This window comes from Streptomyces sp. NPDC006739, assembly GCF_042869815.1.
Lineage (GTDB): Bacteria > Actinomycetota > Actinomycetes > Streptomycetales > Streptomycetaceae > Streptomyces.
In genome coordinates this window covers 22,221-48,978 of sequence record NZ_JBIAGM010000022.1, presented here as the reverse complement: position 1 = coordinate 48,978, position 26,758 = coordinate 22,221, and the positions used below count along the sequence as shown (strand labels likewise).

The following is a 26,758-nucleotide window of genomic DNA, read 5'->3' as shown; positions in this document are numbered from 1 at the left end:
GGGGCTGCGTCACATTGAAGCCCGGCATCCGGCGCGTCGGGGGGCAAAGTCGCCAATGCAGACCTTAGGTACCAACAGACATTCATCAGACGGCGCCGAGCGGGCGCGGCCGGGACCGGGGAGGGACCTGCCGCCGCTGCTCGCCGGCGCCGCGACCGCCATCGGCGCGGTCGGCGCGCTGCTCGCGCTCACCGGCACCGACTCGCCGCTGCGCGGCCCGTGCACGCTGTTCTTCCTGCTCGCCGCCCCGGCCGTGGCGATCGCGGCGGCGCTCGGCGGGCTGGATCCGTTCGGCCGGACGCTCGCCTCGCTGGCGGGCGCGGTGGTGCTGAACATGCTGGTGGCCCAGGGCATGCTGGCCATGCACCGCTGGTCGGTGCGCGGCGGGGTCGTCGCCGTCACCGTGCTCAGTCTCTCCCTGCTGGTCCCGGTCCTGACCCGTGGGCGAATCCGTTCGAGAGGGGGAACAAAGTTCGACAAAGTTGTGTAACGGCCAAACCAACAAAAACGTGAGACCTGCTTCCAGGTCTTGCCATACAGGTTCAATCGTCAATACCGTCGTACATCTCACCCGCATCGGTCCGTCATGAAGTAACCAGAAGTACCAAGCGGCTCCAGGGGAGGGCTCAGGGCCGCGACGTTCCGGCGCGGGGCGCGGTAGGGGGGTGCCGTGCTCGGTGACCGCACTGGTCCGCCGAGTCGTGCCGCGCAAGCTTTGCCAGCTCACCTGCGAGTCCGGAGATCCGTCGGGTACGGGGACCCGTTCGTCGTGCGCAGGCGAGAACCCCCCTTTCGAACCGGACACAAAGCCGGGCCCCCCGGGGGCGGGCGGCCCGCCGGACGAGAGGGACACAACTCGTGAGTTCTGTTCTGCGACCGCCCAGTTCGGGCCAAGATCCCGGATTGGCGGCCCAATACCGGCCCGTCTCCTCTCACCTGGCCATCGCGCCGCCGGTGAGTGTGGTGATCCCCGCCATGAACGAGGCGGAGAATCTCCCCTACGTCTTCAAGACCCTTCCGGACTGGATACAGGAAGTGGTTCTCGTGGACGGCAATTCCACCGACAACACCGTCGAGGTGGCCCGTGAGTTGTGGCCGCAGGTCAAGGTCGTCGAACAGCTGGGGAAGGGCAAGGGCGACGCACTGATCACCGGGTTCGAGGCGTGCAGCGGCGACATCATCGTGATGGTCGACGCGGACGGCTCGGCCGACGGCCACGAGATCGTCTCGTACGTCTCCGCGCTGGTCTCGGGCGCGGACTTCGCCAAGGGCTCCCGCTTCGCCAACGGCGGCGGCACCGACGACATGACCTTCATCCGCAAGCTCGGCAACTGGGCGCTGTGCACCATCGTCAACCGCAAGTTCGGCGCCCGCTACACCGACCTGTGCTACGGGTACAACGCGTTCTGGCGGCACTGCCTCGACAAGATCGACCTCGACTGCACCGGCTTCGAGGTCGAGACCCTGATGAACATCAGAGTGGTCAAGGCCGGGCTCAGAGTGCAGGAGATACCCAGCCACGAGTACCTGCGCATCCACGGCACCAGCAACCTGCGGGCCGTACGGGACGGCTTGCGGGTGCTGAAGGTGATCCTCGGGGAGCGCTCCAACCGGCGTGCCCTGCGCCGCCGCGGGCACCACTCGCCGATGCCGGCCGCGGGGCGGGGAGAGGTGTCTTGAGAGATCCCGACATCTCCGTCGTGATCTGCGTGTACACCGAAGACCGCTGGGAGGACGTCCTCGCGGCGGTCTCCTCGGTGCGCGCGCAGTCGTACCCGGCGCTGGAGACACTCCTGGTCGTCGACCACAACCCGGCGCTCCTGGACCGTCTGGCCGGGGAGTACAAGGAAGCCGGTGACGTGCGGGTGCTCGCCAACGCGGGCCCGCGCGGGCTGTCCGCCGGCCGCAACACCGGCATCGCCGCCTCGCGCGGCGCGGTGATCGCCTTCCTCGACGACGACGCCGTGGCCGAACGGGACTGGCTGCGCCGCTTCGCCGAGGGGTACGCCGACCCCCGGGTGATGGCCGTGGGCGGCCGCACGGAACCGGTATGGGCCTCGGGACGGCGGCCCGACTGGTTCCCGGAGGAGTTCGACTGGGTGGTGGGCTGCACCTACCGGGGGCTCCCGCCGGGCCGCGTCCGGGTGCGCAACGTACTCGGCGGAAACGCTTCTTTCCGGCGTACGGCCTTCGACGCGGCGGGCGGCTTCGCCACCGGCATCGGCCGCGACGGCGACCGGCGCCCCCTGGGCTGCGAGGAGACGGAACTGTGCATCCGCCTCACCCGCGCCCGCCCCGACGCCGTCCTGCTGATCGACGACCGGGCGGTGATCCACCACCGGGTGCCCGAGGTCCGCGAGCGCTTCGCCTACTTCCGCGCCCGCGCCTACGCCGAGGGCCTCTCCAAGGCCCTGGTGGCCCGCAGCGTAGGAGCCGGCAAGGGGCTGGAGTCCGAACGCCGGTACACCACCAGGGTGCTGCCCGCCGGGGTCGCCCGCGGCCTGCGGGACGCGCTGCTGGGCCGGCCGGGCGGCGCGGGCCGGGCGGCCGCGATCGTCGCCGGAGTGCTCACCGCGGCCGGCGGCTATGTCATGGGCGGTGCGCGGGCGCGGCGGGGCGGGACGGCGTTCCGCGTCGTGGAAGTCACGCAGACCGCCGGGGGCGCCGGGCATGCAGGGACCGCCGCGACCGGGGAGGCCCAGGATGGCTGAGGCACCCGTGCCGATCCTCATGTACCACGCGGTCGCCACCGCGCCGAACGACGCCACCCGCGCCCTGTCGGTCGCCCCGGAGGCGTTCGCGGAGCAGCTGGCGCTCATCGGCGACCTGGGTCTGACTCCCGTCAGCACGGCCGACCTGGCCGCGAGTTGGCGGTCCGGACGGGCGCTGCCCGAGCGGCCGGTGCTGATCACCTTCGACGACGGCTACGAGGGCGTCCACCGGCACGCCCTGCCGGTCCTCGCCCGGCACGGCTTCCCGGCCACCCTGTACGTGTCGACCGGCTGGCTGCGCGGCGCGTACGACATGGGGGGCGGCCTGGACGCCATGCTGGACTGGGACCAGGTGCGCGAGCTGGCGGACGCCGGCGTGGAGATCGGCGGCCACAGCCACACCCACCCGCAGCTCGACCAGCTCGACGACGACACCCTGTGGTCGGAGCTGACCCGCTGCAGGGAGATCGTCGCCGACGAACTGGGCAGCGTGCCGTTCTCCTTCGCCTACCCGTACGGCTACTCCAGCCGCCGGGTGCGCCGGGCCGTGCGCGCGGCCGGGTTCACCCAGGCGCTGGCGGTCGGCAACGCGCCGGCCCGCCGCCGCCAGGGGCCGTACGCCCTGCGGCGGATCACCGTGCGCCGCAGCACGGACGCGCGGGAGTTCGCGCGGCTGCTCGAAGGCCGTTCGCTCACCCGTACGTTCGCCCGGGACCGTGCCCTGACCAAGGGGTACGCCGTTGTCCGCAGAGCCCGCCAGGTCCGCCGGAAGGCCATCCGTTCCCGTGTCTGACACGACCACCACGAAGGCCGCGTCCACCGTCGCCGATGCGCCCGGGCAGCCGGGGCGCCGTCTCCGTCTCCCCGGGCTCGGCCGCTCCCCGGGCGGCAGCCCGCTGTTCCGCAACGCCTACGCGCTGATGCTCAACACCGGCATCTCGGCGGTGCTGGGCCTCGGGTACTGGCTGGTGGCCGCCCGCTACTACTCCGAGTCCTCGGTGGGCCAGGGCTCGGCCGCGATCGCCGCCATGAAGCTCCTCGCGGGGCTGACCGCGGTGACCCTGACGGGCGCCCTGGCCCGCTTCATCCCGGTGGCGGGCCGCGCCACCGGGCGTCTCGTCTTCCGTACCTACGCGGCCAGTTCGGTCCTGGTGTCGTTCGCGGCCGGGGTCTTCCTGCTGACCCTCGACACCTGGGGGCCGTCGTACCGCTTCCTGCACGGGTCCATCAAGGGCCTGGGCTTCGTCATGGCCGTCGCCGCCTGGAACGTGCTCACCCTCCAGGACGGGGTGCTGACCGGGCTGCGCAGCGCGACCTGGGTGCCGGCCGGGAACACGGTGTTCTCCGCGGTGAAGCTGGCGCTGCTGGTCGGCCTCGCCGCCGCCCTGCCGACCACCGGCGTCTTCGTCTCCTGGGTGCTGGCCATCGCCACCTCCATGGTGCCGCTCGGCCTGCTGGTCTTCCGGCGACTGGTCCCCCGGCACGTCAGAGCCACCGAGGAGCACGTCCAGCCGCCCACCGTGAAAGAGATCGGCAGGTTCCTCGCCGGGGACTACACCGGCTCCCTGTTCTCCCTCGCCGTGGTCTATCTGATCCCGGTGATCATCGCCTCGCAGGTCAGCTCCCAGGACAACGCGTACTTCTACATCACCACCACCATCGGCGGCACGGTCAACCTGCTCGCCATCAACATGGGCGCCTCGCTGACCGTCGAGGGCTCGCACGACCCGGCCCGCCTGGCCGCCAACACCCGGGCCGCGCTGCGCCGGATGGCCCGCATCATGCTGCCGATCTGCGGGCTGCTGTTCGTCGGGGCGCCGTGGATCCTCGGCGTGTTCGGCGCCGGGTACGCGCAGGCGGCGACCCCGCTGCTGCGCTGGTTCGCGGTCGGCGCACTGCTCCGGGTCGTGATGGAGACCTACTTCGCGGTGCTGCGCGCACAGAGCCGCACCGCCGGACTCGCCTGGCTGCAGGGGCTGTTGTGCGCGCTGGTGCTGGGGCTGACCCTGCTGCTCCTGCCCCGCATGGGGCTGACCGGGGCGGGTGTCGCGGAGGTCTCCAGCCTCGCGGTGATCGTCACGATCGCGGCGCCCCGGCTGTGGAGGACGCTGAAGGCCGCTCCGGCCGTGGTGCCCGAGACGACGGCACCCGACGGGGACCTCGCCGACCTGGGAGCGCGTGAGGTCACCGCCTCGTTCGCACCCCACCGGCGGGGGCCGGCCTGGGCGCTGGACAGCGACACCCTGGGCCTCGGTGTCCAGGTGGACTTCGACCACCAGGAGCGCCGGCCGGACGTGCGCCCCGGGCCCGGTACGCCGCCGACGGGCACCCCCGTGGCGCGCCCGGACCGGCCGACCTGGGCGCTGCGGCCCCGGACGGCGCAGGCTTCGGGGCTGACCGGGGAGCTGGGCAGCGAGCCCGGTGCGGAGGCGTCGCTGGGGCCCGCCGAGGCCGCGCTGCTGGGCAGGGCGGAGGTCGACGCGCCGTTCGAGGAGGTGCCTTCGCCCGAGGACGCCGTACCGGAGGCCGCCGTATCCGAACCGGACGTACCACCGGGGCCGGCGGATCCCGCGCGTTCCCTCCGTGACCGCCCGGTGCCCACCCGCGCCGGGGTCGTCCTCGGGTGTCTGCTGGTCGCCGCGCTCCTGCTGTACTGGGTGCCGGCGCTGCGGCTCGGCGAGTCCGACCTCGCCGCGATGGGCGGGCTCGGTCTGGTCTCCGTGCTGCCGCTGCCGACGCTGGCCGGGGCGGCGCTGCTGATCACGGTGTTCGCCTCGCTGCTCTGGCTGCGCCGCGAGCACCGGGCGCTGCTGCTGGTCACCCTGCTGGCGACCGTGGTGTCCCTGCACGCGCTGCCCGCGGTGATCGAGACCGAGCCGCGGTTCCCGACCGCCTGGCAGCACCTCGGGTTCATCGACTACATCGACCGCACCGGGTCCGCCGTGCCGGACCTGGACGCCCGCTGGAGCTGGCCGGGCTTCTTCGCGGCCGCCGCGTTCCTCGGCCGGGCCTGCGGGATCACGGACTTCACCGGGATCATCCGCTGGTGGCCGACCGCCGTCCAACTCGCCTACCTGGCACCGATGTTCCTGCTGGTGCGGTCGATGCGGGCGAGCTGGCGGGCCAAGTGGACGGGCGTCTGGATCTTCGTGCTCAGCGGCTGGGTCGGCCAGGACTACTTCTCGCCGCAGGGCTTCACCTATCTGCTGTACCTCGTCTTCGTGGCGATCCTGCTCGTCTGGTTCCGCGCCCCGGGCGTGATCTGGACGAGGTTCCGGCCGGGCGAGGCGGAGGTGGAACCGGCCGGCCGGCGCCAGCAGGCCGTGCTGCTGCTGGTGCTGATCGGCCTGTACGCGGCGAGCGTCCCGGCGCACCAGCTCACCCCGTTCGTGATGCTGGGCGTGCTCGCGGCGCTCGTGCTGACCGGCAGGTCCGAACTGCGCGGACTGCCGGTGCTGTTCGGGGTGGTGGCCGCGGTCTGGGTGGGCTTCATGGCCGAGCCGTACTGGTCCGGGCACTTCAACGACCTCTTCGGCGGGGTCGGCGGGGTCGGCAGCAATGTCTCGACCTCGGTCTCCGGCCGTATGCGGGGCGGCAGTTCGTCGCACGAGCTGGTGCTGTACGCGCGGGTGCTGCTGGCCGGCGGCGTCCTGTCCCTCGCCTGCTGGGGCTGGTGGCGGCGGCGTTTCCACCGCTACCGCGAGCGGTCGCTGCTGGTGCTGGCCTTCGTCCCGTTCCTGGGCTTCGGCATGCAGTCGTACGGCGGTGAGATGGCGCTGCGCGTCTTCATGTTCGCCCTGCCCGGGGCGGCCCTGCTCGGCGCCCTCGCCCTCTTCCCGCGCACCGGTGCGACCGCGAGGGAACGCGAGCGGGACCGGGTCAGCCTCGCACCGCTGGCCGCGCTGCTGGCCGGCCTGCTGCTCATGGGCGGCTTCCTGGTGGCCCGCTGGGGCAACGAGGCGTTCGAGCGGGTGCGGCCCGGCGAGGTGGCCGCCATGGACTACGTGTACGCCCACGACAGGCCGACCGTCCGTCTGCTGTGGCTGAGCAACGACACGGTCAACGACGTGACACCGGCGATGCCGTGGGGCGCCAGGGACATGGAGCGCGTCGACTACCGGCCCACGCTCGCACCGGCCGACCCGGTGCTGGTGTCCGGCCTGGTGAAGGCGCTCAAGGACGCTGGCCCGAACTCGTATCTGATGGTCAACAAGGGGCAGGTCGCCTATCTGGAGCTGGACGCGGGCTACTCGACGACCTGGCAGTCCCGGCTGGTCCGGAACCTCGACGACCGGCAGGAGCTGACGAAGGTCCTGGTCAACGACGACGTGACGCTGTACGCGATGCGGAAGCGGCCGGCCGGCGCGGTGCCGCGGCCGCACCCCGGACCGCTCGGGCCGCGGATCACCTGGACACCGTGGTCGGTGGTCGGCGCCCTGGCCGCCGTGGCGCTCATCCTGCTGCTCGGCGCCCGCGAGGTGGTCCGGGTCGCGGCGCGGCCGGGCATCCGCCGGCTGCGGCTGCTGCAGAGCGGTTTCTGGTTCTCGCTGCCGCTGCTGGCGGTGGTGCTGGCCTCGCTGGTGGAGCGGTTCCTGACGCTGAAGTAGCGGTGCGGGTGGGGTGGCTCAGCGGGCTCAGCGGTTGAGCCACTTCACCCCGTAGGCGCCCATGTCGAACCGCCGGCCGTCGACCTCGGCGCTGACCGGCCGGCCGAGGGTGTTGACCACCAGCACGGTCCGGTCGCCGGCGAGCACGCGGAGGTGGGGTGCGTCGTCCTTCGCGACGGACACCGTCTCGTACCGTGTGCCCGGCCCGAACGCCTTTTGGAACCTGGACAGCAGGTCGTACATGGGCAGTCCGCGCCCGCCGTCGGCGCCGTCGGTCGGTGTCCACAGGCAGCCGGCGCAGCCGGTGCCCTTCTCGTCCTCCGGGTTCCAGTAGAAGCCGGATCCGGTGCCGCCCTTGGCCAGGGCGATCATCCCGGCGGCCTGGACGGCGACGCGGTGCGGCTCGGACCAGCCCTTGCGGCCGTCGTTGCCGTCGCCGGGCTCCACGTAGTACTCGGCCCACCACAGCGGCAGGTCGTGGGTCCGCTGCCGTACCCAGCGGCTGACGGCGGTGAACTTGTCGGTGGCCGCGAACTCGTCGGGCAGCAGGTCGTCGTCGTCGGTGTAGCTGGAGCCGTCGACGACCACGAAGTCGGCGCCCGCCCGGTGCGCGTTCCAGTAGTCGAACGCGTCCAGGACCCGCTGGTCCATGGCGCCCCAGGGGCCCTTGAGGACGGTGGAGGCGTTCTGCGTCTGCCGGGGGCCGACACTGTCCATGACCAGGTACGGGCCGCCGACCATGATGTCCGCGTCCACCTTCTTCAGCGCCCTGTAGACGAGGTTGTACAGCTTCGTGTACCCCTCGTAGTCCCAGCGTCCCTTCGCGTTGTTCCAGAAGCCCTTGAACTCGTTCCAGACGACGAAGTGCCGTACGTCCGGGTAGCGCCTGGCGACGGTCGCGGCGAGGTCCGCGAAGTCCTGGTAGTGGTCGGGGGTCGGGGCGGTCTCCAGGGCGGCCTTGCTCCAGTCGGTGTGGTCGACGCCCGCCCGGCCGCCCTTCATCCAGTCCGGGGAGCAGCACAGCGTGATCACCGGAGTGCCGCCGGACCTGCGGACGAAGTCGATGCGGCGGTCCATCGCGGCGAAGTCGTAATGCCCCTTCACCGGCTCGGGGTTGTCGGCTCCCCAGCCCATGATGTGCTGGTTCTGCGGCAGCCCGGCATCGCCCGCCAGCAGCCGCTGGACGCGGTCGGTGGCGGCCGTGGCGCCCTCGTCGGCGCTGTACTGGGTGTGGGTGAAGCCCCAGCCGACGTTCGGCCGCGGCCGCTGGCCGGGGGCGACGGGCGTGCCGTGCACCTTGTCGCCGTCGCGCGAGGTGCCGGCGGTGCTTCCGCCGCCGGGAAGCGTGTTGAACAGGGTCACCACCACGGCCAGGGCGACGACCCCCACACCGAGCAGAGCGGTGAGCCGCCACCGCAGTGTGCCCGCAACTCCCGAATTCCACCCATGACGTCCCATCAAGGACAACAGTAGGGGCGGGGGTCCCCGGTGGGACAGATCCGCGAAGAAGCGGCGGAAATGCGGTGCGCGGAGCGTCCCGGTGCCGGATCATGGCGGCATGTCTGCCAACCCGTACGACGCTCTGCCGATCCGGCTCAACGTCGATGACTCCGACTCGCCGTCCGACGTCGTCGACGCGCTGTTCCTCGGCCGTTTCGCGACGGGCGAGCAGCCGTACTCGCACGCGGCCAACATCGACCGGGTGCGCTCCGGGGCGACTCTTCTGCCGCAGGACGCGCGGGTGTTGCGCATCGCCCGCGACGACGACCGCAGCGCGACCCTCGCCGAGGGCGACGGCTGGACGCTGCTGGTCTCCCGCTGGAACCGGGGTGCCGACGTCACCGTCACCGCCACCACCGCCGAACTGGCCAAGAAGGTCCTCGACCAGGCCACGGACGGCGCGACCGACGAACCGGAGCCGCAGCCGGAGAACGTGACCATGGGTTTCTGGTACGTCTCCCCCAGACGCGGCCCGCACCGCACCACCCGGCAGATCTCCGCGGGTACGTGGGAGGAGGTGCGGCCCAACTACACCGCCCCGGTGGCCGACGCCATGGACCAGCTGATGAAGACGACCCCCGAGGACATCGCGGGCCGCCTGCTGCTGCTGCACGGCCCGCCGGGCACCGGCAAGACCTCGGCGCTGCGCACGCTCGCCCGCTCCTGGCGGGACTGGTGCCAGGTGGACTGCGTCCTCGACCCCGAGCGGCTCTTCTCCGACGTCGGCTATCTGATGGACATCGCCATCGGCGAGGAGGACTCGGCGGGCAAGGGCCGCTGGCGTCTGCTGCTGCTGGAGGACTGCGACGAACTGATCCGCGGTGAGGCCAAGCACACGGCGGGCCAGGCGCTGTCGCGGCTGCTGAACCTGACCGACGGCCTGCTCGGCCAGGGCCGCAACGTCCTGGTCGGCGTCACCACCAACGAGGACCTGGAGCGCCTGCACCCCGCCGTGGTCCGCCCCGGCCGCTGTCTGGCCCGTATCGAGGTGGGCAGGCTGACGCGCGCGGAGTCGGTGGCCTGGCTGGGTGCCGAGGAGGGGGTCGGCCGGGACGGGGCGACCCTGGCGGAGCTGTACGCGCTGCGCCGGGGCACGACACCGCCCTCGGTCCCGGGGGCGCGGGACGGGGCGGACGCCGGGCTGTATCTGTAGTGCTTTGATGGACGTATGACCCTGTTCGTCGGAACCTCGGGGTGGCAGTACAAGGACTGGCGGGATCTCGTCTATCCGTCGGGTGTTCCGACGCGGTTGTGGCTGGAGGAGTACACCCGGCTGTTCGCGACCGTGGAGATCAACAACGCCTTCTACCGGCTGCCGTCACGGGAGACCTTCGAGTCCTGGCGCGAGCGGGTGCCGGCGGACTTCGTCGTCGCGGTCAAGGCCAGCCGCTTCCTCACCCACATCAAGCGCCTGAAGGACCCCGAGGAGCCGGTCCACCGTCTGATGAGCCACGCGGCCGGCCTCGGTGACCGGCTGGGGCCGGTCCTGCTCCAGCTGCCGCCTACGCTGCGCGTGGACCCGCCGCTGCTGGACGCCTGCCTCGCCCGCTTCCCGTCCGGTACGAGGGTCGCGGTCGAGCCGCGCCACGACTCCTGGTGGATCCCCGAGACGCGTGCCGTGCTGGAGTCCCGGGGCGCGGCCCTGTGCTGGGCGGATGTGCTGGCCCGTCCGATGACCCCGCTGTGGCGCACCACGGACTGGGGGTACGTGCGCTTCCACCAGGGCCGCGCCAGGCCCTGGCCGCGCTACGGCCGGCGCTCCCTGGAGACCTGGGCGGACCGCGTCGCCACCACCTGGTCCGGCACGGCGGACGTCTACGCGTACTTCAACAACGATCCCGGGGGCGCGGCGGTGCTGGACGCGGTGCTGTTCGCCAGGACGGCGGAGCGCGCGGGGTGGACGGTGACGCGCACGCCGGACGCCCTTCGTCAGCCGTCGCCGTAGACGGCCCGCAGGGCGTCCCGTACGGCCGCGAGCGCCGCGTCCTCGTCCAGCCCGAGCCGCTTGACCCGCTCCACGTACGCCTGGGCGGCCGAGGACGCCTCCCGCACCGCCGCCGGGCCGGCGGCGGCCACGAACGTTCCGTGGCGGCCCCGTGTCTCGATCACCCCGTCCGACTCCAGCGCCCGGTACGCCTTGGCCACGGTGTTCACCGCGAGCCCCAGGGACTCGGCCAGCCCCCGCACGGTCGGCAGCCGGTAGCCCACCGGCAGCGCGCCGGACCGCGCCTGCTCGGAGATCCGCGCCCGCACCTGTTCGTACGACGGCGCGCTGTCATCGATGTGGATCTTCAAGGTCACGGGGCGATTGTCCCGCACCCGGCGGAAAATGAGAGGCACCCCGGCACGCCTCCCCCGTACGGTGCCTCGACATGACAGTGATCGTTCGCGACCTGCGCCCCGAGGTGGAGGCCGACGCCGAGGCCTTCGCCCGGGTCCGCCGACTCGCCCTTCCGTACCTCCTGTTCACCGCCGACTCCGTCCGGCACGTGCTCAGCCACTCGCATCCCGACGCGCGCTTCAGGTCGCTCGTCGCCGAGGAGGACGGCGAGGTGATCGGCACGGCCCAGGTGGCACTGGCCCATGAGAGCCGGGAGCCGGGCCAGGGGTACCTCAACATCTACGTGCACCCGGAACGGACCGGTCGCGGGGCGGGCCGGCTGCTGGTGCGGGCGGCCGAGGAGCACCTGGCCGGCTGCGGTGCGACCCGGCTGTACGCCTGGATCCTCGACGAGCCGCGCAACCGCGCCTTCGCCGAGCGGCACGGATACCTGCGCAGGCGTTCGGCGCGCCTCCTCCGGCTGGACCTGGCCGGCGGCACGCTTCCGCCGCTCGAGGAGCCGCCGCCGGGCGTCGAGCTGCGCACCGGCGCGGACTTCGCGGACGACCCGCGCCCGCTGTTCGAGCTGGACGCGGAGGCGGCGTCGGACGAGCCGGGCGATGTCGGCGTCGACTTCTCCGACTTCGAGGCCTGGATCGAGCACTACTGGAAGCATCCGCTGCTGGACCGTGAGCTGACCGTGGCGGCGGTCGTCGAAGGCCGTCCCGTCGCCTTCAGCGTGGCCTACACCGACGGCACCGGCTCCTACGCCACCGCGATGACCGGCACCGCCCGCGCCCACCGCGGCCGTGGTCTGGCCAAGCTCGCCAAGAACCACTCCCTGCACCGGGCCCGGGCCGCCGGCTGCACCGAGGCGTTCACGGGCAACGACGCCGGGAACGAGCCCATGATGGCGATCAACAGGTGGTTCGGCTACGAGATCTGCGCGACGGAGACCCGGTATGTCCGTGAACTCGGCTGAGACGGCCGGTGAGGTGGAGGTCGTGCTGGTCAAGGCGGGCCGTACGAAGATCCGTTATGCGGCCCGGCTGCTGGCCGACGACGGTTCGAGGATCACGGTCCGGGCGCCCTGGGCGGGCACGGGCGTACGCGACTTCGGCTTCGTGCGCTTCGAGCCGGGCGATGTCTTCACCGAGTACTACTGGCGGGAGCGCTGGTACGCGGTGAAGGAGGTCCGTGACGCGGGGGGCCGGCTGAAGGGCTGGTACTGCGACATCACCCGCCCCGCCACCCGCTCCGGGGCCGAACTGGTCGTCGAGGACCTGGACCTGGACCTGTGGCGCTCGGCCGACGGCGGGGACGTACGGCGGCTGGACGAGGACGAGTTCGAGGAGAGCGGGCTGGCTCGGACGGACCCGCGGGCCGCGTCCGCCGCGCTGGCCGCGCTGGACGAACTGGAGACACTGGCCCGCGAGGGCGGTTTCGACGCCCTGCTGGCCTGACACCGCCCTGAGCGCGCCGGGCGACGGCCCGGCCGTCGCGGGCTCCTCACACCGTCGCGACCACCGCGTACCGCTCGTCGTCCACCTCCTTGCCCCACAGCAGCGGCTCGCCGGACAGCCGCTCGACGCGCACCCGCCCGGCGAGGGGCTCCAGGAGGGCGACGAGCCGCTCGGCGGGTATGCCGACCGGACCGGCCGTCCCCCACACGCCCTCGACCAGCACGAACCGTCCCCCGGGCCGCAGCAGACCGCGCCAGTGCCGCAGCACCCGGGCCGGGTCGGGCAGCGTCCACAGCACATGCCGGACCAGGACGGCGTCGAAGCACCGCTCCCCCACCGGCGGGGCCGCCGCGTCGCCCACGAGGAACACCGCGTGCCGGCCGGCGAGTTTGGCGCGGGCCCGTTCGACCATGGCCGGGGACAGGTCGACGCCGGTGACCCGGTGTCCTCGCTCGGCGGCGAGCAACGAGAGGCTGCCGGTGCCGCAGCCTAGGTCCAGGACGTCGGCGGCGCGTTCGGGCAGCCAGGTCCGCAGCCGGTCCGCCCAGGCCGCACGCACCGTGGGGTCGCGCAGACCGTGGTCGGGCTCGTCGTCGAAGGCGACGGCCTCGGCATCCCAGTCGACACCCGGAGCAACCGTTCGCTCACTCTCGTTCGTCATGTCCCAAGAGTGACACCCGCCACTGACAAACCGGCATCGATGAGTAACTCTCCCGGGAAGGGTCTACCTCCGCGAGAACGCGGAACCCGGTAGGCACGCAAGGAGGCAGCCATGCGCCGCATGACCGTGCACAAGCCCCTGAAGAAGACGGACGCCCGCCGGGTCCGCGAGGAGACCGAGGAGCGCCCCTCGGGGCGGCCGGAGGTGCGCAAGGACATCGCCCGCACCTGGTGGCCGGACGGCTGAGCGCGCCGCTGCCGAGCCCAGCCTGATCCCAGCCTGATCCCAGTCTGAGCACTGCCTTAACAGCGCCATAAGGATCTCCGTCACCCGCCTCCAGCAGGCGGTTTCGTGGTCTGCGGGGGCTAGTTTCTGATCCGCAGGGGACCTGTCCGGCGGCTCAGGCCGGACAGGCCCCGGCGGACTCAGCTGAGCGCCGACGCGCAGGTGGTGGCGGTGGCATGGGCCGGGTCGAGCGCGTTGGCCACCTCGTGGAAGGCGATCCGGTCGAAGAGCCCGATCGCCACGTGCTCGGACAGGTCCAGCGGGCACAGGTCCTGCAGCAGGACGTTCTTGACGTCCGGGCCGCTCAGGTACTGGCTGCGCCAGGGCGTGGCCACCTCGTCGTGCTCCGTGGCGATGACCGTGTAGTGCACGCCGGGGTCGGTGTCGCCGCCCGCGTCGAGCTTGGTCAGGAAGGCGGAGCCGGTGATCTGGTCGGCGAGGCCGGGGGTGGTGGCCTTGATCAGGTCCGCGGCGCCGGGGAAGTACGGCAGCAGGTTGGTGAGACCGTCCAGGGTGGTGCCGTGGTTGTCGGGGGCGAGCCCGACGAGGGCGTTCACCTTGGCGGCCCCGCCGAGGAACCTCAGGTAGTAGCGGGGCATCATGCCGCCCTGCGAGTGGCCGACCAGGTCGGCCTTGGCGGCGCCGGTGGCGGTGAGCACCCGGTCGACGAAGGCGGACAGTTGCTCGGCCGACCTGTCGATGGGGCCGAGGCCGTAGAAGACGGGGACACCGGGGAGCTGGCCGTAGTCGAGGGAGAAGACGCAGTACCCGCGGTCCTCCAGGTACGGCGCGAGGGACAGCCAGTTGTCGACGGAGTTGCCCAGCGTGCCGTGGACCAGGACGACAGGGCGGGGGTGGGCGGCGGAGGGCTTGCAGGAGTAGTCGTTCCAGCCTCCCCCACTCTCGGCTTCGCTCGAACGGGGGGACCCCCAGGTCGGTGCGGTGGAGGCCTGGGCGGTGGAGGCGTGGGCGGTGGCGGCGGGGACGGCGGCGACGGCGGCGGTCAGGACCAGCGCGGCGAGGGGTCTGAGCACTCGCTTCCAGGGCAGCATCGGGTGATCTCCTTGCGGCTCAAGGGGAGGTGCGACGGCCTTACCCTGTGATCCGGATCACGAGGATGCTGTTCACTCGTCAAGTTACGGACGGGTAGCTCAAGAGTGAAGTTACGCGTCAGTAAAAACTAGGAAGGGCAGCTCCGCGGGGGCGCTCCCGCGGTGTGGGCGCGGTCAGTCGGCGAGGGTCGCCGGCCGCACGGCCCGCGGACCGAAGCGCCGGCGCGCGCGGTCGGCGGCGGCCTCGGCCGCGCGGGCCCGGTCGCCGCCCGGGTCCAGGGAGAGCTGGCGGTAGGCGCTGCCGGACGGCAGCAGGCGGTCGGCGCGGATCACGTAGGAGCGGACTCGCGCCCGCTGCAGCCCCAGCGCCGCCAGCAGGCCCAGGGCGGCTGCCGCGAGGGCGGGTGAGTGGTCGGTGGGTTCCGGCAGGGTGCAGGTGCGCGTGGTGGAACTGCGGTCGGCGTAGCGCACCGTGAGAGTGAGCCGCCCGGCCACCTGGCGCTCGCCGCGCAGGCGCCCGCCGATCCGGTCGGCGAGGTCCAGGACCGCTCGGTGGTGCCGGACCGGGTCGAGGCAGTCCCGGTCCAGTACGAGGTCGGCGACCAGGCGTTCGGCCGGTTCCGCCGGGGTGACCGGGCGGGGATCGCGACCGTGGGCCCGCTCGGCCAGCAGCCGGGCGGGTCCCGCGCCGAGCAGGCGCTGCAGGGTGGCCGCGGGCAGGTCGGTGATCTGGCCGATGGTGTGCAGGCCGTACCGGTGAAGCGTTTCCGCCGTGGTGCGGCCGACCCCGGGCAGCGCGGTGACCGGCCGCGGGTACAGCCAGTCGGCCACCTGCCCGGCGGGAACCCAGGTGGTCTCGCCCGGCGCGGACGCGTCGGCGGCCATGGCCGCCAGCATGCGATTGCCCGCGAGGCCCGCGCTGCTGTCGATGCCGTAGAGCGCCTTCAGCCTGATCTTCGCCAGTTGGACCACGTCGTAGGGGGACAGGTCGAAGTATCTGAGTGCCGAGGTCAGGTCGAGCTGGACGGCGTCGGGCGGAACGGCCTGGACATGAGGCGTGACACCAGACATCAGTTCGATTGCGTCGTCGTACTGGATCCCGCTCGGTACGGCGTGCAGGTGGAGGTGGGCGATGTGCCGCTGCCGTGGGGCCGTCCCGTTCATCCCGCGCTCCCGGGGCTGGTGTATCCGAACTTCTTCAGGTCCGCCGAGCGGGTGCCGGCGGGCTGCAGGTCCGCGTACGGGTGCAGTCGGGCGCCGGTGGTGCCGTTGGCCAGGGTGCGCCGCGGCTGGGCGGGGGTCGGGTGCGGGCGGCTCTCGCCGAGGAGGGCGAGCGCGGCCTCGGGGCCGTTGTCGCGGCGGGCGGCGGCGATCTCGTCCAGGTCCCAGGCCATGGTGCCGACGACGGTGCGCCGGGTGCCGCGCACCTGGACCGTGCCGCGCACCAGCAGCAGCCCGCTGTGGAAGACGGTGTGCGCGCAGGCGGGATGGGAGTCCTCGAAGAACGCCAGGTCGACCAGGCCGGAACCGTCCTCCAGGGTGACGAAGATGATCCGCCGGCCGCTGGCGATCGGCGGGGTCTGGGTGGAGGCCCGTACCCCGGCGACCAGGACCTGCCGGCCGGGGCGCATCGCGGCCAGGTGGGCCGCGTCGGTCGCGCCGATCTCGCGCAGCAGCCGGTGGTGGTGCTCCATCAGGTGTCTGGAGACGTCGATGCCGAGGGTGCTCAGCTCGGCGCTCAGGGCCTCGCGTCCGGTCATCTCCGGCAGACCGCTCGGCTCCGCTCCCCCGACGGCGTTCGTGTCGATGGGCAGCTGGCCCTTGCCCGCGGAACGGACACGGGAGGCCCGGTGGAGTTCGGCGATCTGCAACAGCAGGTCGCGCCGCGTGAGGCGCCCGTCGTGGAGCGTGTCCAACGCCCCGATCTCCGCCAGGCGTTCGGCGACCGGCCTGGAGGGGTGGGCCCGCTGCCAGAGGTCCGACAGCGATCCGTACGGCTGCCCCTCCTCGATCCGGGCGCACTCGCCCTCGCTGATGCCGCGCACCTCGGACAGCGCGAGCCGTACTCCCCACCGTCCGCCGTCGGTCTCCTCGACGGTGTGCTTCACCCTGGACCGGTTGACGTCGACGGGCAGGACGGGGACACCGTTGCGACGGGCGTCGGCGACCAGGACGCGCTTGGGCCACATCCCGGGGTCGTGTTCGAGCAGGCCCGCCAGCAGGTACGCCGGGTAGTGCGCCTTGAGCCAGGCGCTCTGCAGGGCCGGTACGGCGAACGCGACCGCGTGCGCCCGGCAGAAGCCGTAGGCGCCGAAGGCCTCGACGGTCCTCCAGACCTCGTCCCGGACGGCAGCGCTGTAACCACGCGCGCGCGCCAGGCCGTGGAACCACTCCCTGATCCGGGGCAGCCGCTCCTTCTCGCCGAGCGCCCGGCGTGCCAGCTCGGCCAGCGCGTAGTCGCAGCCGGTCATCACCGAGAGCGTCTCGATGATCTGCTCGTGCCAGATGGTCACGCCGTAGGTGTCGGCGAGCACCGGCTCCAGGTCCGGATGGGCGTACCCCGGTGTGCCGCCGTGGCGTGCGGCGATGTACCGCTCGGGCATGCCCCCGGCGACCGGGCCGGGACGGAAGAGGCTGATGTCGGCGATGACGTCCTGGGGATCGCGTGGCTTCATCCGGGACAGGAGATCCTGCTGGCCGGGCGACTCCAGCTGGAACAGACCGAGGGTCCGGCTCTCCTGGATGAGCTTGAACGCGAAGACGTCGTCGAGCGGCACCTGTCCGGGGTCGTCGAGGTCGATGTGGTTGCCGGTGGTCCGTTCGATCTCGGTGACGGCGTGGGCCATCGCGGACTGCATGCGGACACCCAGGACGTCGAGTTTGATGTTGCCGAGGTCCTCGATCTCCTCCTTCGCCGCCATCGCCATGGGGTAGTCGCCCTGCGGGGTGGGCTGTACCGGCAGCCGGTCGAGGAGGGTCGCGTCGCTGACGACCACTCCGCAGGGGTGCATGGCCATGCCGTGGACCAGCGAGTCGAGGCCTTCGGCGAGTTCCCACAGGGGCCCGAACCGGTGTGCCTCGGCGGCCAGTCGCCGCAGTTCGGGCAGTTCCGCGAGGGCTGCCGTGATGTCGGAGGCGCGCAGGTGCGGGAAGCTCTTGGCGATCCGGTCGACGTCCGCGGGCGCGATGCCGAGGGCGAGGCCGGTGTCGCGCAGGGCCCGGCGGGCCCGGTAGGTCTCGGGCATCGCGGTGACCGCGACCCGCTCCTTGCCGAACCGGTCGAAGACCGCGTCGTAGCACTCCAGCCGCCGGGCGGATTCCACGTCGATGTCGATGTCGGGCAGCGAGGCCCGGCGCACGCTCAGGAAGCGTTCGAACAGCAGGCGGTGGTCGAGCGGGTTGGCGGTGGCGATGCCCAGCGCGTGGCAGACCATCGACCCGGCGCCCGAGCCGCGGGCCGCGACCCTGATGCCCTTGGCCCGGATGTCGGCCACGACCTGGCCGACGGCGAGGAAGTACGAGTCGTAGTCCAGCGTGGAGATCACGCCGAGTTCCTCGTCCAGCCGGTCGAGTGCCGCCCGGTCGCGGTCCAGGCCGCGCCGGGCCATGCCTGCCTCGCACTGCCGGCGCAGCAGTTGTGCGGCCCCTCCCGCTCCGGGACCGGCACCGAAGAGCGAGGCCTCCGGGAAGTGCGAGGTCCCCAGGCCGAGGTCGGCCCGGGGGTCGACGGTGCACGCGGCCGCCGTGGCGGCGGTGTCCGCCATCAGGCGCCGGGCCCGCCGGACGTCCGCTCCGGCGCACTCGGCGACCGTCCGCGCGACGGCCGCCATCGCCCTCTCGTCCTTGAGCCAGCGCTGCCCGCTGTCCAGGCCGCGCCGGTCGATCGGGCGCAGCAGTCTCGCGGCGTCCAGGACGTCGGCGAGGCGGTGCTGGTCGGCGTCGGCGTAGCGGACGGCGTTGGCGAGCACGGCGGTGGTGCCCGTGCGGTCGGCCAGGGCCAGGGTGCGGGCGGCCAGGCGCAGGGATCCCGGTCCGCTGCCGAAACGTTTCTGCGCAACAGCCTCCAGCCGGACCCCACTTCCGAAGATCTCCCGCCACGGCGCCAGCAGCTTCACCGCGACATCCTCCCTGCCCTCCGCCAGCGCCCGGACCGGCTCCGAGAGCGGGCCGAGCAGCACCGTCAGCCCGGGACCGCCGTACTCGCGCAGCGCCTCCCACGACACCACCACGGGGGCCGCGCCGGAGGCGGTACCCGCATGGGCGGCCGAGGTGATGCGGCACAGCCGCGCCCACCCCGCCCGGTCCCGCGCGAGCAGCACGAACCGCAGCGGCGGCTCGACGACGTACGCGCCGCCCCGGGCCGGGGTGCGCCGGCGCCGGGCGGGCGGCGCGGGCGCGAGGGCCTCCACCGCCAGGTCGACGCCGAAGAGCGGCCGCACGCCGGCTTCGGCGCAGGCCCGCGCGAACCGGACGGTCCCGGTGACCGTGTCCCGGTCGGTGAGCGCGAGTGCCGTCATGCCCCGCTCGGCCGACCGCCGGACGAGATGCTCAGGATGGGCGGCGCCGTAGCGGGCGGAGTAACCGGACGCGACGTGCAGATGGGCGAAGCCCGTCATGCCGCACCTCCATCACTCCACCCCTTTTCGGCCTATATATCCAGAATGCCATCGTACTCGCGTTCGATTACTCTAACCCCCATCAGCCCCGGTCAGCGACCAGATTCGAACACATCAGCGATTCTTTGGCGAGGAGGCGCGCGCATCCCGCCCGGGGCGCCGAAAACGACGGCGGTCCCGCCCCGCGCGCGAGGGGCGGGACCGCCGGAAGGATCACTGGCCGGTCCGCGCCGGCCGGCCGATGCGGGCCGGGGTCAGCCGATCTGGGCTCCGGTCGCCGCCAGGGCCGCCGTCACCGGCTGGAAGAACGTCTCGCCGCCCGAGGTGCAGTCGCCGCTGCCCCCGGAGGTCAGACCGATGGCGTCGCCGCCCGAGAAGAGGGAGCCGCCGCTGTCGCCGGGCTCGGCGCACACGTCGGTCTGGATGAGGCCGCTGACCGTGCCCTCCGAGTAGTTCACGGTGGCGTTCAGGCCGGTGACCTTGCCGGAGTGCACATGGGTCGTCGAGCCGCTGCGGGTGACCTGCTGGCCGACGGTGGCCTCGGCCGCACCCGTGATCTTCTGGGTGGAGCCGTCGTAGAGGTCGACCTCGCTCGGGTGGCCGGTGTCCGAGGTGTACTTCACCAGACCGAAGTCGGTGCCCGGGAAGCTGGACTTCTCGTTCTTCCCGATCACGTTGCCGGACGAGTCCGACCAGGTGGAGATGGAGGCGGTGCAGTGCCCGGCGGTCAGGAAGTACGGCTGCCCGCCCTTGACCACGTTGAAGCCGAGCGAGCAGCGTCCGCCCGAGCCGCCGATCGCGTCGCCACCCGCGATGAAGGGCTTGAACTCCCCCGCTCCGCGCCTGAGTTCGGCCCTGCCGCCGAGCCCCTCGACGACCTTGCCGAGCCTGGCCCACTCGGCCTTGCCGACGGTCCGGTCGGCGGTGACGACGACCTTGTCGGAGACCGGGTCGGTCGCCCACGAGGTGCCGGGGATGGTCGCGTCCCGCTTCAGCGTCGCGCGGGCGCTGTCGAGCCGGGCGAGCGAGTTGGCGACGACTCTCGCCTTGGCGCCGGCCGCCTCGACGGTCTTGGCGGCGGTGCTGTCCAGCACGTTGACGACGAGGCTCCTGGTCCGCGTGTCGTAGTAGGTGCCCGCCGCGCCGGAGCCGAGGCCGGCCACGAGGGTGGAGGCGAGCTTTCCGGCCGCCGATGCCGAAAGGATGTGCGGCGCAGCGGACTTCGAGGGTTCGCTGGCGTTCGCAGTCTGGAAGGTGACACCCGCGATGACCAGTGCGGCGATGCCCGCACCCGTCATGGCGGCCCGCCGCCCGGATATGCGTCGGTGCTGCAACTCACGTCCTCCTGTGGGGGGTCGGCCCAGGAGGTGGTGGGGACCTCGCGGGCCGGAAGGCTGGTTGACGGGCGCCCACTCTTCCGAACCGCGCGGGGAGCACACAAGGTCGACTTCCGGACGCGCGTAGAAAGCCGTTGTACGCCCCCTTCGACCTTTCTCATTTTTGACTGTCCACGGTCACCCTTGAGGAAATTCGCATCGCAAACACTACGTGCGAGTAACCTCCCACGGACGGTGAGGCGTTGCCTGGCGCGAATTCGCCTGTTCGGGCGCCGTGAGCAGGGGAGAGCCCCCGCACGCTCTTCGCGTGCGGGGGCTCTGCCCGGAGCCGGCCGGAAGGGCCGTCAACCGAAAGGCCGTCAGCCGACGCTCACGCCGTAGGCGCTCAGCGCCTCGGTGACCGGCTGGAAGAAGGTCGTACCGCCGGAGGTGCAGTCACCGCTGCCGCCAGAGGTCAGACCGTAGGCCACGGAACCGCCGTAGAGCGGGCCGCCGCTGTCGCCGCCCTCGGCGCAGACCGTGGTCTGGATCAGCCCGTAGACGATGTCACCGTTGCCGTAGTTGACGGTCGCGTTCAGGGCGGTGACCCGGCCGCTGTGGGTGCCGGTGGTGGAGCCCCGGCGGTAGACGGTCGTCCCCACGGACGGCGTGGCCGCGCGGGAGATGGTCTGGCTGCCGACCGCGCTCGGGTGCGAGACGGCGGAGTTGGTGTAGCGGACCAGCGCGTAGTCGTTGCCCGGGAAGCTGTAGCTGACGTTCGTGCCCAGCACCGTGCTGTGGCTGGAGTTGCTGTACCAGGTGGAGGCGACCTGGCCGCAGTGACCGGCGGTCAGGAAGTAGTAGGTGCTCCCGCTGTGCACGTTGAAGCCGAGGGAGCAGCGGTAGGAGCCGCCGTAGATGGCGTCGCCGCCGCTGATCAGCTTGTTGAACCTGCCGGGGGTGTGCTTGATGGTGAGCGCGCCCGCCTCCGCGCCGGCCTGCCGCCTGATCCTGGCGATCTCGGCCGGGGAGACGGTGCTGTCGGCGGTGACGACGACGCGGTGGGTCTTGCTGTCGACGGCCCAGGCCGTACCGGGTACGTCGGCCTTGAGGACGGAGTCGCTCGCCTTGGTGAGCTGGTTGGCGCCGAACGTCTGGGTGTCACTCGCGTTCGCGGTGGGGGCGGCGAACGCGGCCGCGGCCACGAATCCGGAGACCAGGGCGATCAGCCGGGTCCGTCTCGCGAGACCGCTGCGGGGGGTGGTGCGCTTGATCCTCACTTGTCGTTCCCTCCCAGGGGAAGTCGGGGGCCCGCGTGGGGTGGGGCCCGTGAGGCGCAGCCAGGGGTTTCCACGCCCGGATTCCGAACACACATGCCCCTGACAAGCGCTGAGGGGGAGTATTCGGCCGAACGACCGGTAGACGCAAGGGCGCCTTTCGGCCGTCAACCTTTGAACCACCTTTACGTACCAGCCGAACCACCTTTACGCACCATTCTCCTGACGTCGGCTCACCGAGCGCTCCCCCGCCTCGACGGCGATGCCCAGCGCGTTCCCCGGTGGCGGGAAGGGGCAGACGAAGTGGTCGGCGAAGGCGCACGGCGGCAGCACGGCGCGGTTGAGGTCGACGGTCGTACGGCCGTCGGCGTCCGGCGCCGGGGGATGCAGGAACCGGAAGCGGAAGCTGCTGTCTCCGCTGGTGGTGTCGGCGAACACGGCCCAGAGCCGGCCGTCGCCCTGCCGCGCCACCTGGAGCGTCAGCCGCTGCCCGGCCACCGTGAAGGCGAGTTCCCCGGCGAGACCGAGTCCGCGCTCGCGTCCGTCCGCGGTGTCGACCCGTACGGTGCGGGTGTCGTCGTACGGCGTGAAGCGGCCCGGCACCGCCCAGGCGGGGTCGTAGGGGGTGGCGTCGATGCCCTGGAAGGCGCGGCGGGCCGCGGCGGCCGGGTCGTAGTCCCGTACGCCCCACACCCCTTCGCGCACCAGCACGAACAGCCGCCGTTCGCCGAGCGCGACCCGGGCGTCGGACTCCGGTCCGGTGTCGGCCGTCAGCCGGGCCTCGCCGGTCAGGGGCCGTCCGTCCACGGTCAGCCCGTCGGCCTCGGCGGCCCTGAGGACGACCCCGGCGCCCGTGGGCGACCAGGTGCCCGGGAGGTCCGGAAGTAGCCCGTCCGGATGGTCCTCGAACCAGTGGGTGGCGGTCAGCGCGAGCGGTCCGTAGGGCGCCGAGACCGTCTCCACCCGGTGCTGGTGCCACCGCTTCCACTCGTCGGCCGCGTCCGTCGTCATGTGATCAGCCCTTCCATACCGGGACGGGAAGTCCGAGGTGTGAGCGCAGGGTCGCGCCGTCGTATTCCGTGCGGAAGACGCCGCGCTCCTGGAGCAGCGGCACCACCCGGTCCACGAACTCGTCGAGGCCGCCGGGTGCGGGATGCGGGAGGAGGACGAAGCCGTCGGCGGCCTCTTCGCGGGCCGACTCCTCCAGCTGTGCGGCGACCGCCTCCGGGGTGCCGAGGAAGGACGGCCGGCCGCTGAGCGAAGAGGCGCGCCGACGTGCCTCGGCGTCGGTGTCGCCGAGGACGACGGTGACACCGGACATGATCCTCAAGTCCCGCGGCGCACGGCCGTACTGGGGCAGCCGGCGTCTCATGTCGGCGCGGAAGGCGCGGTCCGCCTCAGGCGAACCGCGCCGGCCGACGATCACGTCGGCCGAGGCGGCGGCGAACTCACGGCTCGCACCGCTCTCCCGGCCTCCACCGTCCCCCCAGTCGTCACCGTCCTCGTGGTGGCCCCTCGCGTGGATCACCACGGGGTGCCCCTGCGGGGAGCGTGGCAGGCCGAACTCGCCCGCGAGGTCGAAGTGCCGGCCCTGGTGCGCGACCGGCCGGGCCACCCCCTCCGGAGTCCAGGACTCCCACAACTCGCGTGCCACGGCGACCAGTTCGGCGGCGCGAGGAGAGGCCGGCACGTTCCAGGCGGCCCGGCCCCCGCTGAGGTGGTCCAGGGTGGCGAGCCCCCGGGCGGCTTCGTAGGGCTCCGCGACGGCCGGGTCGACCGGCGCGGCCAGGCCCAGCCGTTCGGTGACCCCGGCGAGCGCGCCGAGCACCGCCCGCGGCTCGGGGTCGCTGTCGCGTACCGGTCCCGGCCCGTCGGCGAGGAGGAGGAAGTCGAACAGTCCGCGCTCGGCGGTGCGGGCCAGGCGCTCCAGGGAGGAGAAGCCGGTCCGCGATCGCGCGAGCACCGCCAGGTGGATCCGTCCGCGCGGCCGTACGGTCATGACGCTCCCCCGGTCATGGCGTACTGCTTGACGGGCCGGGCCAGTCCCAGGTGCTCGCGGAGTGTGCCGCCCGGGTAGAACGTGCGGAACAGGCCCCGGTGCTGGAGCACCGCCACCGTGCCGTTGACCAGCCGTTCCAGGTCGCGGCGCGGCTCGACGGGGACCAGGTGGAAGCCGTCGGTCACGCCGTCCGCGTGCCAGGCGGCGATCAGCACCGCGAGGTCGACGGGGCCGCCCCGGTACAGCGGGCCCTGCGTGGTCTGCCGGGGGCCGCCCCCGCCGTGGCCCGGCTCGGCCGCGCGCTCCCCGTCCCCGAGGTCGACCAGCAGACTCACCAGCACGCGCACGGTGTCCGGGTCGCGCCCGGCCTCGACGGCCCGCGCCCGCAGCTCGTCCCGTACGGCCGCCGCCCGCGCCGGGTTCGCGGCGCGGACCAGGGCGACGTCGGCGTAGCGGGCCGCCGTCGCCCGGGCCGGCCCGTCGGTGGCGTCGACCACGCGCAGCGGGTGGCCCTGCGGGGGTCTGGCGGCCTCGTCGTCCCGGCTGTCCCACACCGTGGCGGCCAGGGCGGCCACTTCGCCCGCCCGCCGCCACAGCGCGTCGGCGGGCGCGACCGGCCGGCGGCCGAAGAGGCGGGCCTCGGCCTGGGTGGTGGAGACGTCGATCCGCCAGCCGGCCCGGCCGCCGCTGACCCGGTCGAGAGTGGCGACGGCGGCCTGCACTCGGAAGGGGTCGGTGTGCGTGGTCGTGACCGTGGGGACCAGGCCGATCCGCCGGGTGGCAGTCGCCACCCGGGACAGCACGCAGAGCGCGTCGGGCCCGGGGCGGGCGAAGCTGTCGTCGAGCGTGACGAAGTCGAGTCCGCCGCTCTCGGCGAGCCGGGCCGGCTCGACGAAGGACCCGGCGTCGTAGGCCGACCGCCGGTCGACGGCGGCGGCCAGGTGCAACAGCCCCCGGCCGGAGGATGAGGTCATGAAGGGGAGACCTTTCGGGATCGGGAAGAAGGCGGACGGCTCACGCGGCGGTGCGGCGCGCCAGGTCCCGCAGGAGGGCCAGCGCGGCCCGGGCGGTGGCGTCGTTCTGCCGGAAGGCGGGCCCGCCGGTGTGCGGCCGGGTGAAGGCGCCGGGGGTGCGGCCGTCGGTGTACGGGCCCAGGGCGAAGCGCCGGGGGTGCGGGCGCCCGGCCGCGTCCAGGATCCGCCCGTCGTCGGGGTCGACCCTGAGCAGCCCGTCGGGGGTCTCGGCGGCGCCGTCGGCGTGCAGTTCCCGCAACAGGCCCTCGCGGGCCCGGCCGAGGGTGGGTTCGGGCAGCCGGGCCTCGACCAGCGCCCGCGCCTCGACCGAGAAGCCCGGCACGGTGGCGCTGGACGCCCGGAACACCCCGTCCTCGGCGGTGACGGTCATGTCCGCGCCGACGAAGCGCAGCACCCCGGCCCGGGAGAGCGCGAGCATCTGCCGCAGCCGGGGGCCGGGCGGCCCGGAGGCCAGATAGCTGAAGAATCCGTGCCACCACGTCCCGATGCCGCCGAGCCGCACCAGTTGGCCGTAGACGGACAGCAGTCCGAGGAACACCGCCAGGTCGGCGCTGTGCTCCGGGTCGTGGCGGCGGCCCAGATCGGCCTCGACATAGCCGCGCAGCCCTTCCTGGAACTCCTCGTGCGAGGCGTACCGCACGCCGTCCAGCGGGTGGTCCAGCGCGGTGAGGTCGAGCCGGTCGGCGGGATCGGGTACGGCGGCGGCGACCAGGGCCCGCGCCTCGGCATCGTCGGCGGCGGCCGCGTACCTCTCCTCGAAGTCGCTCCAGGCGACCGCCGTCCGCTCGGGGTGGGCGGTGAACAGCCGGTGGTAGTGCGCGAACCCCAGTTCCTTCTCCACCAGCGGCCACACATCGCGCCGGAAGTCGAAGCCGCCGGGCCGGGCGAGCAGCGCCTCGACCTCGGGGGGCCCGAAGAAGCGGGGCAGCGGGGGCCGGTCGCCGGTCCAGTCGTAGCCGATCTTCGAGTGGTACGGCACCCCGCGTCGCGAGCCGACGTACAGCACCGGCTCGCGCCCGGAGGGGAGGTAGGCGTCGCCGTCGTAGCGTCCGCCCCGCCCCTCGGTGAGCAGCACCATCAGGTCGACGAAGGCCAGCCCGAAGCCGCGGACCAGGACGGGTTCGCCGGGCCCGAGGGCGGTCAGGTCGCTGTCGGCGGTGAAGTCGGGCGGCAGGTGGACCAGGCCGTGGGTGCGGGCGTACGCGGCCAACTCGGCCTGCTGGGTGTCGAGTTCGGCGTCCAGGTGACCGAGGGCGAGGACGACCAGGTCGGCGAGGAGCGGGCGGGAGCGGCCCTCCAGCCACACCCGCTGGCGTCCCTCGCGCGGGCCGCTGACGCGCAGGGCGCGCCGGGTGTGGTGGTGGACGGTGACGCCCGGCGGCAGCTCGGCGACGGCGCGGTCGTACACCCAGCGCAGATAGCGGCCCTGGATCCGGCGGTCCGCGAAGGTGCGGCCGTCCAGGGCCGCCCACTCGTGCAGGGTGGGGCCCTCGCGCACCGGGCCGGCCATCCGCACCGACTCGTCGGTGAACATGGTGACGTCCTCGGCGTGCGAGTTCATCCACAGCAGCGGCGACTGCGCCTCGCGCCAGATGCGTCCGGCGCCCGGCGGATGGGGGTCGACCAGGTGGATGTCGAGGCCCGAACCGGCGTACAGCTCGGGCGCGTTGGCGGCCAGGCGCTCCAGGAGGCCGGTGCCCCGTGGGCCGGCCCCGACGATCACGATCCTCGGGGCGTCCGCGCGCTCGGGCGGCTGCTGCGCGGGGGGAACGGGGGCAAGGGTGTCGGATGACATGCGAAGGCTCCGTGACGGTCGAACACGGGTGGTGCCTTCACACGGGCGCGCCGCGTGGCGCGGTACGGCCGAGCCCCTCAGCAGGGCCGTGCACCGAGAGTAAGGGGACGTTTCCCCTCACT

At 72.9% G+C, this 26,758-nt stretch carries 22 protein-coding genes; 10 read left to right on the top strand and 12 right to left on the bottom strand.

Features of this window, described 5'->3' with window-relative positions:
- The first annotated feature begins 55 nt into the window (after nt 1–55).
- The 5 genes from ACFYMM_RS33550 to ACFYMM_RS33530 all read left to right on the top strand — a co-directional run bounded on the left by ACFYMM_RS33550 (nt 56) and on the right by ACFYMM_RS33530 (nt 7,318).
- Nucleotides 56–490 (top strand): hypothetical protein, encoded by a 435-nt coding sequence (locus ACFYMM_RS33550; protein ID WP_388393606.1) that lies wholly within the window; start codon nt 56–58, stop codon nt 488–490.
- Between the two features lie 368 nt (nt 491–858).
- Nucleotides 859–1,680, top strand: coding sequence for a glycosyltransferase family 2 protein (locus tag ACFYMM_RS33545; RefSeq protein ID WP_388393603.1), 822 nt, complete (start codon nt 859–861; stop codon nt 1,678–1,680).
- Complete coding sequence (locus ACFYMM_RS33540; RefSeq protein WP_388393601.1) at nt 1,677–2,711, top strand: glycosyltransferase; 1,035 nt, start codon at nt 1,677–1,679, stop codon at nt 2,709–2,711. Before ACFYMM_RS33545 ends, ACFYMM_RS33540 begins: the two co-directional genes overlap by 4 nt.
- The gene (locus tag ACFYMM_RS33535) at nt 2,704–3,504 is read left to right on the top strand and encodes a polysaccharide deacetylase family protein (protein WP_388393599.1); all 801 of its coding nucleotides are present in this window, start codon (nt 2,704–2,706) and stop codon (nt 3,502–3,504) included. The genes ACFYMM_RS33540 and ACFYMM_RS33535 overlap by 8 nt, the downstream gene beginning before the upstream one ends.
- Nucleotides 3,497–7,318 (top strand): lipopolysaccharide biosynthesis protein, encoded by a 3,822-nt coding sequence (locus ACFYMM_RS33530; protein WP_388393596.1) that lies wholly within the window; start codon nt 3,497–3,499, stop codon nt 7,316–7,318. Before ACFYMM_RS33535 ends, ACFYMM_RS33530 begins: the two co-directional genes overlap by 8 nt.
- A 27-nt stretch (nt 7,319–7,345) precedes the next feature.
- Here ACFYMM_RS33530 and ACFYMM_RS33525 read toward each other — a convergent pair whose 3' ends face one another.
- A complete protein-coding gene (locus tag ACFYMM_RS33525) occupies nt 7,346–8,776 on the bottom strand; it encodes a xylan 1,4-beta-xylosidase (protein ID WP_388393593.1) in 1,431 nt (476 codons plus the stop codon).
- A 100-nt stretch (nt 8,777–8,876) separates the two neighbouring features.
- Between ACFYMM_RS33525 and ACFYMM_RS33520 the strand changes: the two genes are divergently transcribed.
- Entirely contained in the window at nt 8,877–9,971 is a 1,095-nt protein-coding gene (locus ACFYMM_RS33520) for a DUF5925 domain-containing protein (protein WP_388393590.1), read from the top strand.
- Between the two features lie 15 nt (nt 9,972–9,986).
- Entirely contained in the window at nt 9,987–10,763 is a 777-nt protein-coding gene (locus tag ACFYMM_RS33515) for a DUF72 domain-containing protein (RefSeq protein WP_388393587.1), read from the top strand.
- Here ACFYMM_RS33515 and ACFYMM_RS33510 read toward each other — a convergent pair.
- Nucleotides 10,748–11,119 carry a GntR family transcriptional regulator gene (locus ACFYMM_RS33510; RefSeq protein WP_388393584.1) on the bottom strand — a complete coding sequence of 124 codons (372 nt, stop codon included), beginning with the start codon at nt 11,117–11,119 and terminating at the stop codon, nt 10,748–10,750. The genes ACFYMM_RS33515 and ACFYMM_RS33510 overlap by 16 nt on opposite strands.
- Before the next feature lie 71 nt (nt 11,120–11,190).
- Here ACFYMM_RS33510 and ACFYMM_RS33505 point away from each other — a divergent pair, with 71 nt between their 5' ends.
- Together ACFYMM_RS33505 and ACFYMM_RS33500 are read left to right on the top strand one after the other, a co-directional pair.
- Nucleotides 11,191–12,120, top strand: coding sequence for a GNAT family N-acetyltransferase (locus ACFYMM_RS33505; protein ID WP_388393582.1), 930 nt, complete (start codon nt 11,191–11,193; stop codon nt 12,118–12,120).
- Nucleotides 12,101–12,601 (top strand): DUF402 domain-containing protein, encoded by a 501-nt coding sequence (locus tag ACFYMM_RS33500; protein WP_388393579.1) that lies wholly within the window; start codon nt 12,101–12,103, stop codon nt 12,599–12,601. Before ACFYMM_RS33505 ends, ACFYMM_RS33500 begins: the two co-directional genes overlap by 20 nt.
- 46 nt (nt 12,602–12,647) lie before the next feature.
- Here ACFYMM_RS33500 and ACFYMM_RS33495 read toward each other — a convergent pair whose 3' ends face one another.
- A complete protein-coding gene (locus tag ACFYMM_RS33495; RefSeq protein ID WP_388393577.1) occupies nt 12,648–13,262 on the bottom strand; it encodes a class I SAM-dependent methyltransferase in 615 nt (204 codons plus the stop codon).
- A gap of 111 nt (nt 13,263–13,373) precedes the next feature.
- Here ACFYMM_RS33495 and ACFYMM_RS33490 point away from each other — a divergent pair, with 111 nt between their 5' ends.
- Entirely contained in the window at nt 13,374–13,508 is a 135-nt protein-coding gene (locus ACFYMM_RS33490; protein ID WP_388393574.1) for a hypothetical protein, read from the top strand.
- 179 nt (nt 13,509–13,687) lie between these two features.
- On the opposite strand, the gene ACFYMM_RS33485 is transcribed toward ACFYMM_RS33490, so the two are convergent.
- The 9 genes from ACFYMM_RS33485 to ACFYMM_RS33445 all read right to left on the bottom strand — a co-directional run bounded on the left by ACFYMM_RS33485 (nt 13,688) and on the right by ACFYMM_RS33445 (nt 26,636).
- On the bottom strand, nt 13,688–14,599 hold the full coding sequence (locus tag ACFYMM_RS33485; protein WP_388393571.1) for an esterase/lipase family protein: 912 nt from the start codon (nt 14,597–14,599) through the stop codon (nt 13,688–13,690).
- Nucleotides 14,600–14,773: 174 nt separating this feature from the next.
- Nucleotides 14,774–15,763: an ImpB/MucB/SamB family protein gene (locus ACFYMM_RS33480; RefSeq protein ID WP_388393568.1), complete on the bottom strand. Its 990-nt coding sequence runs from the start codon at nt 15,761–15,763 to the stop codon at nt 14,774–14,776.
- On the bottom strand, nt 15,760–19,215 hold the full coding sequence (locus tag ACFYMM_RS33475; RefSeq protein ID WP_388393565.1) for a DNA polymerase III subunit alpha: 3,456 nt from the start codon (nt 19,213–19,215) through the stop codon (nt 15,760–15,762). Before ACFYMM_RS33475 ends, ACFYMM_RS33480 begins: the two co-directional genes overlap by 4 nt.
- Nucleotides 19,216–19,469: 254 nt before the next feature.
- Nucleotides 19,470–20,549 (bottom strand): S1 family peptidase, encoded by a 1,080-nt coding sequence (locus ACFYMM_RS33470; protein ID WP_388393562.1) that lies wholly within the window; start codon nt 20,547–20,549, stop codon nt 19,470–19,472.
- A 362-nt stretch (nt 20,550–20,911) separates the two neighbouring features.
- Complete coding sequence (locus ACFYMM_RS33465) at nt 20,912–21,811, bottom strand: S1 family peptidase (RefSeq protein WP_388393559.1); 900 nt, start codon at nt 21,809–21,811, stop codon at nt 20,912–20,914.
- A 204-nt stretch (nt 21,812–22,015) separates the two neighbouring features.
- Nucleotides 22,016–22,819: a DUF1684 domain-containing protein gene (locus ACFYMM_RS33460; RefSeq protein ID WP_388393556.1), complete on the bottom strand. Its 804-nt coding sequence runs from the start codon at nt 22,817–22,819 to the stop codon at nt 22,016–22,018.
- Between the two features lie 4 nt (nt 22,820–22,823).
- On the bottom strand, nt 22,824–23,807 hold the full coding sequence (locus ACFYMM_RS33455; RefSeq protein WP_388393553.1) for an LLM class flavin-dependent oxidoreductase: 984 nt from the start codon (nt 23,805–23,807) through the stop codon (nt 22,824–22,826).
- Complete coding sequence (locus ACFYMM_RS33450; RefSeq protein ID WP_388393550.1) at nt 23,804–24,781, bottom strand: LLM class flavin-dependent oxidoreductase; 978 nt, start codon at nt 24,779–24,781, stop codon at nt 23,804–23,806. Before ACFYMM_RS33450 ends, ACFYMM_RS33455 begins: the two co-directional genes overlap by 4 nt.
- A gap of 40 nt (nt 24,782–24,821) precedes the next feature.
- The gene (locus ACFYMM_RS33445) at nt 24,822–26,636 is read right to left on the bottom strand and encodes an FAD/NAD(P)-binding protein (protein ID WP_388393547.1); all 1,815 of its coding nucleotides are present in this window, start codon (nt 26,634–26,636) and stop codon (nt 24,822–24,824) included.
- Nucleotides 26,637–26,758 lie beyond the last annotated feature (122 nt).

Coding starts and splice junctions, on each gene's coding strand:
- ACFYMM_RS33550 (WP_388393606.1), top strand. CDS start 56: ATGCAGACCTTAGGTACCAACAGACATTCATCAGACGGCGCCGAGCGG.
- ACFYMM_RS33535 (WP_388393599.1), top strand. CDS start 2,704: ATGGCTGAGGCACCCGTGCCGATCCTCATGTACCACGCGGTCGCCACC.
- ACFYMM_RS33525 (WP_388393593.1), bottom strand. CDS start 8,776: ATGGGACGTCATGGGTGGAATTCGGGAGTTGCGGGCACACTGCGGTGG.
- ACFYMM_RS33520 (WP_388393590.1), top strand. CDS start 8,877: ATGTCTGCCAACCCGTACGACGCTCTGCCGATCCGGCTCAACGTCGAT.
- ACFYMM_RS33515 (WP_388393587.1), top strand. CDS start 9,987: ATGACCCTGTTCGTCGGAACCTCGGGGTGGCAGTACAAGGACTGGCGG.
- ACFYMM_RS33505 (WP_388393582.1), top strand. CDS start 11,191: ATGACAGTGATCGTTCGCGACCTGCGCCCCGAGGTGGAGGCCGACGCC.
- ACFYMM_RS33500 (WP_388393579.1), top strand. CDS start 12,101: ATGTCCGTGAACTCGGCTGAGACGGCCGGTGAGGTGGAGGTCGTGCTG.
- ACFYMM_RS33495 (WP_388393577.1), bottom strand. CDS start 13,262: ATGACGAACGAGAGTGAGCGAACGGTTGCTCCGGGTGTCGACTGGGAT.
- ACFYMM_RS33490 (WP_388393574.1), top strand. CDS start 13,374: ATGCGCCGCATGACCGTGCACAAGCCCCTGAAGAAGACGGACGCCCGC.
- ACFYMM_RS33485 (WP_388393571.1), bottom strand. CDS start 14,599: ATGCTGCCCTGGAAGCGAGTGCTCAGACCCCTCGCCGCGCTGGTCCTG.
- ACFYMM_RS33480 (WP_388393568.1), bottom strand. CDS start 15,763: ATGAACGGGACGGCCCCACGGCAGCGGCACATCGCCCACCTCCACCTG.
- ACFYMM_RS33475 (WP_388393565.1), bottom strand. CDS start 19,215: ATGACGGGCTTCGCCCATCTGCACGTCGCGTCCGGTTACTCCGCCCGC.
- ACFYMM_RS33460 (WP_388393556.1), bottom strand. CDS start 22,819: ATGACGACGGACGCGGCCGACGAGTGGAAGCGGTGGCACCAGCACCGG.
- ACFYMM_RS33455 (WP_388393553.1), bottom strand. CDS start 23,807: ATGACCGTACGGCCGCGCGGACGGATCCACCTGGCGGTGCTCGCGCGA.
- ACFYMM_RS33450 (WP_388393550.1), bottom strand. CDS start 24,781: ATGACCTCATCCTCCGGCCGGGGGCTGTTGCACCTGGCCGCCGCCGTC.
- ACFYMM_RS33445 (WP_388393547.1), bottom strand. CDS start 26,636: ATGTCATCCGACACCCTTGCCCCCGTTCCCCCCGCGCAGCAGCCGCCC.